The sequence below is a fragment of the Amycolatopsis taiwanensis DSM 45107 genome, assembly GCF_000519205.1.
Lineage (GTDB): Bacteria > Actinomycetota > Actinomycetes > Mycobacteriales > Pseudonocardiaceae > Amycolatopsis_E > Amycolatopsis_E taiwanensis.
Window position 1 is genome coordinate 55,420 of sequence record NZ_JAFB01000046.1, and the last position, 13,438, is coordinate 68,857.

General features: G+C 65.8%; 11 protein-coding genes and 1 pseudogene. 5 read left to right on the forward strand and 7 right to left on the reverse strand.

What is annotated here, in order from left to right:
- A complete protein-coding gene (locus tag A3CU_RS0130745) occupies positions 1–1,395 on the reverse strand; it encodes a DNA-binding protein (RefSeq protein WP_027945502.1) in 1,395 nt (464 codons plus the stop codon).
- Between the two features lie 534 nt (positions 1,396–1,929).
- On the opposite strand from A3CU_RS0130745, the gene A3CU_RS54780 reads away from it, so the two are divergent.
- From A3CU_RS54780 to A3CU_RS0130755, 3 genes are read left to right on the forward strand one after another with little or no spacing between them, the layout of a single operon-like run.
- A complete protein-coding gene (locus A3CU_RS54780; RefSeq protein ID WP_245617424.1) occupies positions 1,930–2,400 on the forward strand; it encodes a hypothetical protein in 471 nt (156 codons plus the stop codon).
- Positions 2,339–4,000 carry a GmrSD restriction endonuclease domain-containing protein gene (locus A3CU_RS0130750; RefSeq protein ID WP_245617425.1) on the forward strand — a complete coding sequence of 554 codons (1,662 nt, stop codon included), beginning with the start codon at positions 2,339–2,341 and terminating at the stop codon, positions 3,998–4,000. The genes A3CU_RS54780 and A3CU_RS0130750 overlap by 62 nt, the downstream gene beginning before the upstream one ends.
- A complete protein-coding gene (locus A3CU_RS0130755; RefSeq protein ID WP_027945504.1) occupies positions 3,997–6,279 on the forward strand; it encodes a DUF262 domain-containing protein in 2,283 nt (760 codons plus the stop codon). The genes A3CU_RS0130750 and A3CU_RS0130755 overlap by 4 nt, the downstream gene beginning before the upstream one ends.
- 145 nt (positions 6,280–6,424) lie before the next feature.
- Here A3CU_RS0130755 and A3CU_RS52890 read toward each other — a convergent pair whose 3' ends face one another.
- Entirely contained in the window at positions 6,425–7,594 is a 1,170-nt protein-coding gene (locus A3CU_RS52890) for a DUF7019 family protein (protein ID WP_156960646.1), read from the reverse strand.
- Positions 7,595–7,756: 162 nt separating this feature from the next.
- Here A3CU_RS52890 and A3CU_RS52895 point away from each other — a divergent pair, with 162 nt between their 5' ends.
- Positions 7,757–8,017: a hypothetical protein gene (locus A3CU_RS52895; protein ID WP_156960647.1), complete on the forward strand. Its 261-nt coding sequence runs from the start codon at positions 7,757–7,759 to the stop codon at positions 8,015–8,017.
- A gap of 105 nt (positions 8,018–8,122) precedes the next feature.
- Here A3CU_RS52895 and A3CU_RS47530 read toward each other — a convergent pair whose 3' ends face one another.
- The 5 genes from A3CU_RS47530 to A3CU_RS0130785 are packed head-to-tail and all read right to left on the reverse strand — an operon-like array spanning position 8,123 to position 13,182.
- Positions 8,123–9,640: a sodium:solute symporter family protein gene (locus tag A3CU_RS47530; RefSeq protein WP_052372459.1), complete on the reverse strand. Its 1,518-nt coding sequence runs from the start codon at positions 9,638–9,640 to the stop codon at positions 8,123–8,125.
- Positions 9,641–9,646: 6 nt separating this feature from the next.
- Complete coding sequence (locus A3CU_RS0130770) at positions 9,647–9,838, reverse strand: DUF3311 domain-containing protein (RefSeq protein WP_027945506.1); 192 nt, start codon at positions 9,836–9,838, stop codon at positions 9,647–9,649.
- A 2-nt stretch (positions 9,839–9,840) separates the two neighbouring features.
- Positions 9,841–10,836: a phosphotriesterase family protein gene (locus A3CU_RS0130775; protein ID WP_084144005.1), complete on the reverse strand. Its 996-nt coding sequence runs from the start codon at positions 10,834–10,836 to the stop codon at positions 9,841–9,843.
- Between the two features lie 22 nt (positions 10,837–10,858).
- The gene (locus A3CU_RS0130780) at positions 10,859–12,424 is read right to left on the reverse strand and encodes an AMP-binding protein (protein ID WP_245617429.1); all 1,566 of its coding nucleotides are present in this window, start codon (positions 12,422–12,424) and stop codon (positions 10,859–10,861) included.
- Between the two features lie 2 nt (positions 12,425–12,426).
- Positions 12,427–13,182, reverse strand: coding sequence for an enoyl-CoA hydratase/isomerase family protein (locus A3CU_RS0130785; RefSeq protein WP_027945509.1), 756 nt, complete (start codon positions 13,180–13,182; stop codon positions 12,427–12,429).
- A 77-nt stretch (positions 13,183–13,259) separates the two neighbouring features.
- On the opposite strand from A3CU_RS0130785, the pseudogene A3CU_RS47535 reads away from it, so the two are divergent.
- Positions 13,260–13,438, forward strand: a pseudogene (locus tag A3CU_RS47535) (IS1380 family transposase); the annotation flags it as partial.

Below are 13,438 nucleotides of genomic sequence, written 5' to 3' on the forward strand. Positions count from 1 at the left end.
TCAGATGTCCAGTGCACGGCGCACGGCCGGCGCGTTCCGGCGGGAAACCGGCACCACCTTGTTCATCTGGTCATCCATGATCAGGAACAGCTCGCCCTTGGCCCGGCGCTCGACCTCACGGATGCGGCTGAGGTTGACCACGTACCGGCGGTGCACCCGCAGAAAGCCGGCACCCGCGAGCTCACTGTCGAGCTTGTCCAGGCCCGGAGAGGCGGCTCGCAATGAACCCTGATCGGTGGCCAGCCACACATCGTTGCCCTCCGATTCAGCGAAGGAGACCTCCGACAGCCGCAGCAGCACCATCCGATTGTCGCGCGTCGCGACCACCCGGCGCGGCTGAACTCGAGGTTGCGCGGGTCGCTCAGCCTGCGGCAACTGCTCTCCCTCGGAGGTACCGAACGAGACCAGGTGCCCGACCAGGTGACCGCACAGGAAAACGGGTCGAATGCTGATCGAAGTCGGCTCGTCGGCGAGGTGCGTGAAAATCTGCGTCGAGCCGACCCAGTCAGGATTGCGGGCCGCCTGCTTGCTGGCATACCGGGCGGCGCCGATCAACTGCGGCAGCCCCGGGTTCCAGCGCACCGTGGGATCGACCGCCGGCGTCGAAGCCGGGACGCCGAGGAGCACGCTCGTCGTGTCGTCGGCGATCACCACCTTGCCCGCGGTGTCCACCGCGGTGAGCGGCGCGCTGGAGCGTGCCCTGGCATGGTTGTACGCCGCGACCAACGCGGCTCCGGCGTCCCGGGCGCGCGTTCTCAACGCGCAATGCGTCTTGGTGGCGGCGTTCATCAGCCACCCACCCACGGCCACGGGAAGCGGGCTGCGCCAGCAAGAGATGTTCAGCACCGCGATCGGCTCCTTGGTCACCACATCCCGCACCGCGACGCCCGCGCAGGTCCAGTCGTGGAGCGCCTGGCACCAGTGCTCCGCACCCCTGACCAGTACCGGAGCGTGTGCCTCGAGCGCCGTGCCCATCCCGTTCGTGCCGACCGCGGACTCAGCCCAGCAGTACCAGGGCGCCAGGTTGCATTCGGCGGCGATGGCGCGCGTGGCCTGGTCTCCCCACTCGCCCAGGATCCGGCCGGTCGCGTCGGTGACGGTCACAATGCCACCGGCGTTGCCCACCTCATGTGCGATGAGAGCGGCGCGAAAACCCAGCTCGACGAAGACGACATCGTGTTCGGGCGCATGATCGACCTCCATGACGGCCACCGGCGCTTCGTTGAGGTACGGGTCGACCCGGTACTGCTCCCGGCAGCGGTGCCAGGAGATCGCCACCTCGGGCCGCACTCCGCGGACGTCATCCTCGCCCCGGACGAACCGTTCCCATGCGGCATACACCGTGCCCTTGCCGAGGCCATCCGACGCCGGCTCGAGTCGATGCCCATCCCTCATGTGGCGACCGCCTTTGGTCTGTCATCCGACGACGGACGGGCAAGCCAGCTCCGCGCCGGTGACCGCTCAATGCTGCCCGGCCTGAGCCGCGTCGCAGGTGCCGCTTCCTGCCCCGGAGTACTCACGACGCCAGCCGGCCGATGGTGTAACACGGGGACAACCGGTGGTGTAACGCAGTTGATCACGGCAAGTTTAGCGGCCTCTGGCGGGACACACAGCGTCTGACTGGATGAACCCTCAACTGTCCTTGGAGCACCTACGATGTCGGGCAATCCGCTGCGAGACGATAGGAGGGCATTTGTTCTTTCGCCTGGGAGACGACTCGAGTTTCCGAGCGGAACCCTTTACCAGCGCTGACGAACTGGATGGGTACTGAGCGAGTACCAGTACTACGAATTCCTGGCAATCGACCGGCCGCTGGACGAGGACGAGCCCACCGAGGTTCGGTCGCTGTCCACCCGGGCGAGGATCACCGCCACCAGTTTCGTGAACGAGTACCACTGAGGCAACTTCCGCGGTGATTCGAACCACTTGATGGAGCACTGTTACGACGCGCACCTGTACGTGGCCAACTGGGGCACACACCGGGTGATGTTCCGCCTGCCATGCGATCTGCTCGATGCCGATGTCGTCGAGGACTACTGCGTCGGCGACCAGGTGAGTGCCAGGGTCACGGACGAGTTCGTCGTGCTCGACTTCATCAGCGAGGATCACGTCGGCGAGTTCGACTTCGACTACGACGCCGAGACGTGGCTGTCGGCGATCGTCGGAGTTCGAGCCGAACTCGCCGCCGGTGATCTCCGGCCGCTCTATCTCGCCTGGCTGGCCGCCTACGTCTGCTTTGGGGCGCCTGTCGGTTCGGCGCTTTTGTGTCGTATCCCTTCACTAGTAATGAGTGGCCGTGACGGCATCAGCGGGCGAAGCCTATTTGGAGCCCCTGCTCGTGGGCGAGATCTCTGGGAGCTTCTACGTCCCTGCGTACCAGCGTGGCTACCGGTGGGGTGAGGTCGAGGTACGTAGGCTTCTCGACGACGTTTGGGGAAGCCGGGACAGGCCGTACTACTTGCAGCCGGTGGTGGTAAAGCGGTATGGCGACGAGTGGGAGCTGGTTGACGGCCAGCAGCGGCTCACGACGCTGTTCCTGATCTTCCAGTACATGAAGGCTGAGGGGCTTCAGAGCTCCGGGGCCGACTACCGCCTGCGGTATGAGACGCGGGAGGACAGCGCTGCCTATCTGGAGGAGCTCGATCCGGATCGGTGCCAGGAGAACATCGACTTCTTCCACATTTACGAGGCTTACCGATGCATCGGCGCCTGGTTCGATGGCCACGGGAGTCGGCGGCAGTATGTCGCCAACAAGTTCTACGACGCGCTCTTCGAGCAGGTCCGGGTCATCTGGTACGAGGCGGCCGACGACCTGGACTCGGCCACGCTCTTCACCCGGCTCAACGTCGGCCGCATCCCACTGACGGACGCCGAACTCGTCAAAGCCCTCCTGCTGTCCCGCAGCCGCGGCAGCGTCGGCGTGACCGACCGCGCGCTTGAGATCGCGGCGCAGTGGGATGTCATCGAGCGAGATCTGCGCGATCCGGAGCTGTGGGCGTTCATCACCGGCAAGGGGGCACAGGACCCAACGCACATCAGCCTGCTGCTGGACACGATCGCGGGCGGGCCCACCGGCCGGGACCGGCCACCGTTTCATACGTTCGAGACTCTCCGGGAGCGGATCGCGGCCGCCCCTCAGGAGTTCTGGAACGAGGTGGTCGACCTGCACTCCCTCGTACTGGGATGGTTCGAGAGCCGGGACCTATTTCACAAGATCGGTTACCTCGTCGCACGGTGGACCTCCTTCAGCGATCTGATCGAACTGTCCAGGGACAAGCCAAAGTCGCGGTTTGAGGCGGAGCTGGATCGGTTCATCCGCAACGATTTGAGGCTGTCCGAGGCCGCGCTGCGGGATCTGAGCTACTTCAGCGACAAGGCCAGCCGGGCGCTGCTGCTGATGAACATCGAGACCATCCGACAGCGCCAGCACTCCTCGGAGCGGTATTCGTTCCGGGAGCATGCCCTTGGCCACTGGTCCCTGGAGCACGTTCACGCGCAGAACGCGGAACGGCTCAACCGCGCGGAGCAGTGGCAGGAATGGCTGCGCCTGCATCGCCGGGCACTGGTAGCGCTCGACGAGATCGGCCAAGCCGAAAAGGAGCCAGTCCTGGCCATGGTGGACGAGGTGCTCGCGAAACCCGCCATCACTGAAGCAGACTTCCGCCCGCTGGAACTCCAGCTCACCGAGCTGCTCTCGGTCGGCGGTGACTTGAGCGATGGTGGGGTGGACTCCATCGCCAACCTGGCGTTGCTCGACGGGGATGACAACAGCGCGCTGAGCAACTCGGTGTTCGCGGTCAAACGGGCGGCGGTTCTCGACCGCGACCGGCGGGGTTCGTACATCCCCGTCTGTACCAGGAACGTCTTCTTGAAGTACTACTCGCCGGCCGACGAGCACCAGATGCATTTCTGGAGCGCACAGGATCGGGAGCACTACCTCGATGAGATGGTCTCGGTTCTTCGTGACTATCTGCTGCCCGCCAAGGAGGCAACGTTGTGAAGGGGTTTCTCACTTCGTACGCCGGGATGTTCGAGCCGCGGCCAGGCGATGTGCCAGGGACCGACAGCATCGAGATTCCGCTCATCCAGCGCGACTACGCGCAGGGCCGACCAAGCGCCTGGGTGGGGGAGATCCGGGCCGACTTCCTGGAAGTCCTCCTCGACGCGGTGGCCGGTGGTGAGCCCGTCGGGCTCGACTTCGTGTACGGCAAGATCGAGGGCAGCACGTTCCATCCCCTCGACGGACAGCAACGACTGACCACGTTATTCCTGCTCCACTGGTACTTCGCCTCCGCCGCCGGTGAGCTTCGCCCCGATGCGGCCTGGACCCGCTTCTCCTACGCGACACGCGCGAGCGCGCGGCTGTTCTGCCAGCGGCTCGCCCTCAACCCGCTACCTCGGGACGAGGCCGTGCCGTCCGCGTGGATTGTCGATCAGGCGTGGTACCTGCACGTGTGGCGAACCGACCCGACCATCCAGGCGATGCTCGTCATGATCGATGCGATTGACCAGGACGTTCAGCGCCTTCATCCGGACCTGGACGTCCAGGCTGCGTGGCAGCGACTTACCCGCGCCAAGTCTCCCGCAGTCTCGTTCTACCTGCTGCCGTTGGACGACATGGAGTCCGACGAGGACCTCTACATCAAGATGAACTCCCGCGGGAAACCACTCACCCCGTTCGAGAACTTCAAGGCGCGTTTCGAGCAGGACATCCAGCACGCGAACCGGGCCGACGAGTTCGCGCACAAGATCGACGGTCCGTGGTCGGATCTCCTCTGGCCGTACCACGGCGGCGACAACATCATCGACGACGAACTGATCCGCTACATCGGCTTCATCACCGAGCTCTGCGAGCTGCGCGAGGGGAAGCTGGTGAGGGAGCCCCGGCTCGGTCCCCGGGCTCGCGCCATATTCGGGCGGGAGAACGAGCGAGCCAGCGAGCATCTGGACTTCCTGTTCGGCGCATTCGATAGCTGGCAGGACAGCGAGCACATCAGCGACACCTTCAACGAGGTGCTGTCGACGGCGCTCCCGGGCCAGCGCCGCTATGACTCGCAGAAAGTCCTCCTCTTCGGCGCCACCAGCGTCAACTTGTTCGAGCAGTGCCTTCGACGTGGCTACTTCTACCGCCCTTTCACGTTGCAGCAGACCCTGTTCCTGTACGCGGTCCTGCTGCGCGTCATCGAGGGCACCGACGAGTTCCCGCGCCGATTACGCGTCCTGCGGAATCTCATCGCGGCCTCCGAAAACGGAATACGTCGCTCCAGCATGCCGGCTCTGATCACCGACGTGGAAGAGATCATCGTCCGCGGTGATCTCGACGCAGTGACCGGGTTCAGCGGCAACCAGGTCGAGGAGGAACGCCGTAAGCAGAGATTTCTAGAGGCCAATCCCGAGCTCGAGGATGCTCTGTTCAGGCTGGAGGACCACCCACTCCTTCGTGGCACTTTGAGCGCTTTCGAGCTTGACAGCGCTAGTTTCCGGCACCGTGCTGAAGCGTTCGAGACCGCCTTCAACAATGCGGGGCGTTGGCGCGAGCTGACCGGCGCGCTGCTCGCGACCGGTGACTACCAGCGTCAGCGGCCGAAATCGCACGCGTGGCAGTTCGGGACCAGCTCTGCCGGCCAGGATGGCGTGTGGCGCTACCTCCTCGCGGAGACCACTTTTGACGCTCTCTCCGCGACCCGCACCGTCCTGGGCGAGTTTCTCGATGGACTCGCCGCGTCCGGTAGCGATCCGGCGGAGCACTTCGAGACCGTGATGAGTGGTTGGCTCGCCGAGCGCGAAACGGCTGAGCTATTCGACTGGCGCTACTACCTCGTCAAATATTCGTCTATGCGGTCGGGTGCCACAGGCATCTACTACGGCGTCGACGGGGAGCTTGGCTACTCGATGTGCATGCTGCGTACCCAGCAGCGCAACGGAAAATACCGTGACCCGATCCTCCTCGAGGTTTGGGAGTCCAGCGAGGCCGGCGACCGGGTCCGCGATCCGTGGTTCACCGGATACGAGACGAATCCTCGCTGGCTTCGGTTGGAACGTAGCGGTGTCGGAATGCGTAGCGTGAGCGACGGCTTCGAGCTCGAGGGCGCCGGGGACGAGGCTCTGCAGGCAAAGTTCGCCGATATCTGTAACCGGCACAACGACGTGGACGCCGTGGGTGATCGCACAGTGTTGAAGGTCCCCCAGCGCGACCACGGTGCCGGGCCCGTGGACTCGACGGACCGCGTTGTCATCGGCGCAGCGTTCCTCCGTGAACTGGTGGCTGCCGGTCTCTAGCTGGCCAAGGGCGTGGATGCCCCAGGCCGCTTCGCCAGCGCGTGGGACCAACGTGTAGTACACGTGCAATCGTGTCGCAGGAATAGAATCGGCTCGGTAGTACAACCTAAATGCTCGAACGGGAGCGGAGGACTATCGTCGACGGCTAGCCAAATTTGATATCGATCCGGAAGGCACCTTTCATAGGCTTACCATTTGTACTGTCGGCTGTCTCTACATTGACGAGCATCCCGAACGGGGCCCGACCGGGATTGGCCCCAGGTTCCCCATTTATCTCGCAGTTGACCAAATCTATCCAGGCATCCACACCTGGATGCCCTGCCGTCATGACCGTTGGCGGACTGTTCGCCACATCCACCTCAGTCCAGATATAGACGAGGTAATTGCTGTAATAGAGGCACTCGACCGACACTGACCGGACCAGGCCGGGTTCAGCCGTGAAGTCCGCGACCGATCCGTCTGCAGAAACAGTAACGGACACGCTTCGACGGGCGGCCGGCAAGAAACCCTTGCGTTGATCTATCTGGTTGCCACCGAGCAATTTTCGTTCTGCTAGTGCGACGTAGATCGGCGTTGCGAGAACTGCGTGGACAGATTGTTTACTGCGGTTGTCGTCGTCCACCGTAACATCCACTTTACCTTCGACGAGCGGGACGGCGAGAAACTCCATCAACTGAGCTGGTCCATGTAGTCGAAGATCAGCCGCTGCTTGCAGACCGTTTTGTGGAGATGTGGCGTTTATCGCAAATCCTTCTTCACTGTGGGTGTCCTTGCTTTCGCGGACACTCCGGATCCGTTCGCCGATTTCAGGCCGACGGGAGATTTGTTCCCCGACGACGGCCAGAATGTTAGGCGTCGCCGAGTGTGCACTCAGGCGCTTGTTTCCCGGGGCGGGCTGCTCGCCCAGCACGTGGTGTCGAGACCCCGCGAGCATCACGGTCTCCCCCGCTTTGCGCCCCCGGAAGAACACCATGTCGTAACCATCGGTCGGGCTATCCGGGTCGTATCCCTGACCGAGCCACCCCCATTGAAGCGGCATCACGCCACGGAAGTAGAGGTTTCCCGTATTGACAGACTTGCCCACCTGATGATGGCGGTCGAGGTACCGTTCGATCATCCGGAGCTTTGCTATCCGAGTCGCAGGTGCGGGATCTGGCTGCCGCAGAGCAAGGCTGGCAACCTTGAGGTCGACCTTCGCCTCGGCGCTCACCCGACGTCGTATTGATGGATCGATCTGGTCGAAGATCATGTCCAGCTTGGTGTCGGAGATGTAGAGGTAGAAACGCAACGAAGGCTGCCCTCGTTTGCGCCACATCCCAAACTCACCTCCATATGGCGATCGACCAAGGACACCGTCTGTGTGACTCGATGCCAGTGTTTCACAACGCCGAGCGGGAGTGCCGATCATTTACCTCATATACGCGCTCCGGTTCGCACCACTGCGCCCACACCGCAGCCTCGGGCAGAGCTGCGCCGGTTGCAGTTGCTGGTCAATCCGGACACAGTGCTGCGTGTGCGCGAACATCGCCGTCGCCCCGGAGTCGAGCGTGTTCGCCTTGGCGGTGGCGGCGTGCCCGCCATGTTTTACGTCTGCTCCAGAATCCAGCAGGTCTCGAAGCGTGGCAAGATCTTCCATCTCTACGGCACGATGGACAGGAGAAAGTTCGTTCACTGTCGCTACCTACAATCCCATCACGCAGACCTGAACGGTGTGTTCACGGCATTTCGGTCCCCGTGACCGCCTTCCGCCCAGCGCGGCAATCATTCTGTCTCCCAGCGGCAGGTCCTCGGCGACTCGATCGAGCGCGGGGTGAAGCTCAGCGTTTTCGTCGACCGAGACCGGTCAGTCCTGGCCCAGACCCTGACCGCCGTTCACCTCCTGATCGGCCTGGCCTGGGACGGCGCCTAGCGTCCGGTGTGCGGGTGACAGTCGAGCGGCGCTGACCGCTGCCGGTGTCCGCAGGCTCACTGCGACGGTGACCATGGCGTTCGCGAGCAGTCCCACCAATCCGGCGTTGATGCCTAGGAACGGGTCGTGCCCGGTCAGGATCAGCGCGAACGCGACCACCAAGCCGACGACGATGCCCGCCGTGACGCCCTGCTTGCTGACCCGGCGCCAGACCAGCGACAACAGCACACCGGGGAACAGCTGGCTGATGCCGGAGTAGGCGTTGACCAGGATCTGGTTGAGCAGCGCCGTAGTGGTCAGGCTGAACACCAGCGCCACCGCCATCACCGCCAGCACCAGCAGCCGCGACACCCGCAGCACCGTGTCCCGGCTGGCGTCCGGGCGCAGCAGGCCCTGGTAGATGTTGCGGGACAGCAGCGTCGCGGCTCCGAGCACCAGCGCGCTGGCCGGCACCATCGCGGCGAGCGCGCCGGCGCCCGCGATCACCCCGGCCAGCCACCCGGGCACGCTGTGCACCACTAGGGTGAGCAGCGCCGTGTTGGTGTCCGCGCCGGACAGCCCGGGCACCACCATCAGCGCGGTCAGCCCGGCGTAGAACGGCAGTGCCACCACCAGCAGGTAGATCGGTAGCACCATGGCGTTGCGGCGGATGCTCTGCTCGTTGCGGGCGGCCAGCCCGGCCATGAACAGGTGCGGGTACATGTAGAAGCCCGCGCTGGCCAGCAGCACGGTGGACAGGAACCATGGCACGTTCAGTTCGTGGGTGGCCCCGGGCAGCGCCAGGTGGCCGGGGTGCGCGGCGTTCACCGCGTCGAGCAGGTTGGTGTACGAGCCGAAGTACCGCAGCGGCAGCACGATCCCAACGATGATCACCGCGATTACGATCAGGATGTCCTTGAGCACCGCCGTCCACGCGGTGGAGCGGATGCCCGCGACGAAGACGAAACCGGTCACGCAGACGAACCCGATCACGATGCACGTGCTCTTGGACAGTGCACCCCCGGTGATCGTGCTGGCGATACTGCCCATACCAACCAGTTGAATCACGGTATAAGGCACCACGAACACCACCCCGACCACCGCCACGAACGCGCCGAGCCGAGGGCTGTCGAACCGGTGCGTGAAGTAGTCGCCCTGGGTGACCAGTTTGTGTCGTTTCGCGTACCGCCACAGCGGCGGGAGCAGGAAGAACGACACGATATAAGCCAGCAGCGTGTAGCACATGATGAACAGCGAAGGCGCACCCTGCGCGTAGGCCTGGCCGGGCGCGCCGAGGAAGGTGGCCGTGGTCAGCGCCTCGCCGGCCATCAGCACCCAGAGCAGCATCCAGCCCAGGTTCCGGCCGGCCACGCTCCACTGGTCCAGGCTCATCTTCTGGCGGCCGCGGGCGAGCAGGCCGATGCTGGTGGCCAGGAAGACGATAACGAGTGCGACTGTCGCGGAAACCGGCATCGTCTGCTACTTCCTCTCGTCGTCGTCCGGGAGCGTGCGGGAGGCCAGCCAGAGGAACAGTGGCGTCGCCACCACGCACACGGTGATCCACAGCAACAACAGCGGCATGCCGAGCACCACGTGAGTGCTGTTGGCGAACGGGATCCCGATGACGAGAACGACGTAGGGGGTGAATCCGAGCAACAGTGATCGCTTCATGGTCAGGCCCCCGTGAGCGCGCGGCGCGGGTTCTCGACGAGGATGTGCTCGATCTCATCGGGTTCCAGGCCGGCCTCGACCAGCAGCTCGGCGAACCGGGTACGGACGAACGTGTAGCCCCACCCGCCGGCCGTCTTGAGCTGCTTGACGGTGCACACGTCGTGCGAGAGCAGCACATGGTCTATCAGCCCGTCGCGCACCATGCCGACCACCAGCCGCACCCGGGACGCGGTGTCCCAGTCGTCCGCGCCCCTGATCAGGTCGAACTGCACGTACGCGCCGCGGCGGGCCAGGTCGCGGTGGTACTCGGGGATCTGCACCCCGTCGCAGTGGCCGATGATCACCCGGCGCGGGTCGACGCCCTCGGACACCAGGATGTCCAGCTGCGCGGTGCCCACTGGCCAGCGCGCGGCGTGCGTCGTGATCGGGACGCCGGTGCGATTGTGCGCGCGGGCGGCCGCCCGGAACGAGCGCTCCTCGGCCGCCGAGACGTACCAGCGGTCCGCGCCGATCTCGCCGATGATCCCGGCCCGCACCCCGGTGCCGGCCACCCCGTCGGTCAGGTCGCGCACGATGCCCTCGGCGATCTCGTCCACGGAGGTCTGGTCGAACCAGTTCTTGTCCAGGTAGGGGTCACGGTAGTGGCCGGTGCCCATGACAATGTTGACGCCGGTCTCGGCGGACAGTGCGCGCAGCTCGTGCACGTTCGCGGCGGCGCGCGAACCGGGCGGACCAGGGGTCGGGTTCGGGATCTTCCGGTACAGCCCCAACGGGTCGGGCGCGGCGCCGGCCGTCAGCTCGGCGGGGGTCAGCTCGACCAGCGTGCCGCCCCCACACCGACGGAACAGGGCGAGCTCCTCGGCCATCCGGGATTGGTCGTTGAGCAACCCCTCGGCCCGGTATTCGGCGAGCAGGTTGATGAACACATGCTCGTGCGGAAGCACGTGTCCGAGCGCACTGGCTTCGACGGGACCGGTCACTGTCATCGCGGGTGGCATCGTTGTCTCCCTGTTCGCGGAATTACGGGCTCCAGGTCTGTTCGACCCGGTCGTAGGTGGGGGTGGCGGGCTCGTCGTCGAGCTTGCGCTTGGCCACCCGTTCCGACGGCGTGCGCGGCAGGTCGTCTCGGTAGGTCCAGTAGCGCGGGACCTTGAAGTACGCCAGGTGCCGGCCGCAGAACTCGGCGAGCTCGTCGGGCGGCACGGACTGGAAGCCGCCTTCGCCGTCGAGCACCACGTACGCCTTGACCTCCTCCTGGCGGATCGGGTCCGGGACGGCGACGCAGGCCGCCATGGCCACCTTCGGGTGCAGGCAGATGACGTGCTCGACCTCGGCGGCGGAGATGTTCTCCCCGCTGCGGCGGATCATGTCCTTGGCCCGGCCGACGTAGTAGATCCGACTCGTCTGGTCCATCCGCACCAGGTCGCCGGTGCGCAGCCAGGAGCCGTGGTGCGCGGCCGCGGTGGCCTCGTCCTTGCCGTGGTAGCCGTCCATCATGCCGGTGCCGCGCAGCTGCAGTTCGCCGACCTCGCCGCGCGGGGCCACCTCGCCGTCCGCGTCGACCACCCTGGCCTCCCGGTCCGCGACCGGGAGCCCGATGCACCCGGTGCCGACCAGCTCGTCGTGCTCGGCGGCGCGCACCCGGATGTCCAGCCCGGTCTCGGTCATGCCGAACATCTCCGACCACGGCACCCCCCAGCGCCGCTCCAGTTCGGCGTGCAGCTCGGTCGGGATGGCCGAGCAGTAGATGGCCCGCACCCGGTGGTCCCGGTCGGCGGCGTCCGGCGGGGTCTTGAGCAGCAGCGTCGGCATCGCGCCCAGGCAGTAGAAGAACGTCACGCCGTGCTCGCGGACGGTGCGCCAGAACGTGCTCGGGTGAAACCTGTCCGCGACGACAAGGGTGGCGCCGGACATCAGCGCGGCGCTGACGTTCCACATCGGGTCCAGGTAGTACAGCGGTTGGGCGGTCAGCACCGTGTCGGCCGGGCCCAGGTACGGCTCGTCAGCGACCAGGTGCCGGGCGATCCGCAGCCAGTAGCCGTGGGAGAGCACGCAGCCCTTGGGGCGGCCGGTGGTGCCCGAGGTGTACTGGAGGTTCGCCGTGCGCTCGGGCGGGACCGGGGCGAACCCCACGTCCACGGACTGCTGGAAGGCCCCGGCGTCCTCGCCGTCGCAGACGATCACGCCCGCGCGCTCGGCGACCAGGTCGGACGCCTGGTCCACCACGGCCAGGTAAACGCGCTCGGTGACCACCGCCGCGGCACCGGAGTCCTCCAGCAAGTAGCGCAGCTCGAACGGCTGGGAGTAGGCGTTGACCGGGACCATCGTCGCGCCGAGCTTGCAAACGGCCAACCAGGACAGCACGAACTCCGGTCGGTTGGACAGCATCACGGCGACCCGGTCCCGGCCGCGCACGCCCCGCCGCACGAGGTGACCGGCCACGGCGTTGGACCGCCGGTCCAGCTCCCGGAAGGTGAGCGACTCGCCGCTGGGGTCGAACCGCAGCGCGACTCCGTCCGGCCAGGTCCGGGCCGCATGCGCGGTCAGCGTGCCCAGGTCGGTGAGCAGGTGCTGGGCGGTGATCACGCTCAACCCCGGTCCCGCCCGACGAACCCGGCCGCCGCCTGCCGGGCGCCCGGCGACACCTGGGTGACCATGGCGTGACCGATCTCGGTCTCGAACGCGGAGTCCAACTCTCCGACGCCGTTGTCCAGCGCCGCCTTGGCCAGACGCATGGCAAGGCGGGGCCGCGCAGCCAACGCCGTCGCCCACCGCCACACGGCGTCGTCCAATTCGTTGCGCTCCACTACCAGGTTGACCAGCCCCAGCTCCTTGGCCCGGGGCGCGCCGAACCGCTCGCCGAGCAGCACCAGCTCCTTGGCCGTGACCAGCCCGACGGCCGTCGGCAGCAGGCGGGAGATCCCGCCGGTGATGCTCAGCCCGACGCCGACCTCCGGGAATCCGAACTCCGCGTCCCGGGCGGCCACCACCAGGTCGCTGCACAACGCGAACTCGCAGCCCGCGCCCAGTGCATAGCCGTGCACCTTGGAAATCACCGGAAAAGGCGCCGCCCGTACCAACCTGGTCACATCCTGAATGCGTTCCAGCTGGGCGCGTAGTTGCCCGAGGTCGTCGGCCGGAGAATTCGCTTCGAGATCGTGGCCGGAACAGAACGACCGCCCCGCCCCGGCCAGGACCAGCGCGCCGACTCCTGTCCGGATCGCCCCTTCGAGAGCGGTGCACAGCTCGTCTACCAGCTCCGGAATCACCGCGTTGAGCTTCGCGGGACGGTTGAGCGTTAGCCCAGGGCTTTCACGGTAATTCGATGTGTGGGTGTGTCGGATAGGGAGAAAGGTGCTCTGACCTGGGAGAATCCGGTTTGCTGAGGACCGATTTTTCCGAGATCTGGAGCACCTTTCTGGTGAGTGAGTCTACGGGGTTCTATCCCATGCCTGTTGTTGACGCGGCCGGAAACGGGGTGGTTTCTCACGCGGGTGCGGTGCTGCTGGCTGATACCGCGCGGGCGCTGGGGCTGGACCGGGAGCTCTCGGCGGCGTTGGGGCCGTGGCGGCGGCCGATGGCGGTGCACGATCCGGGGAA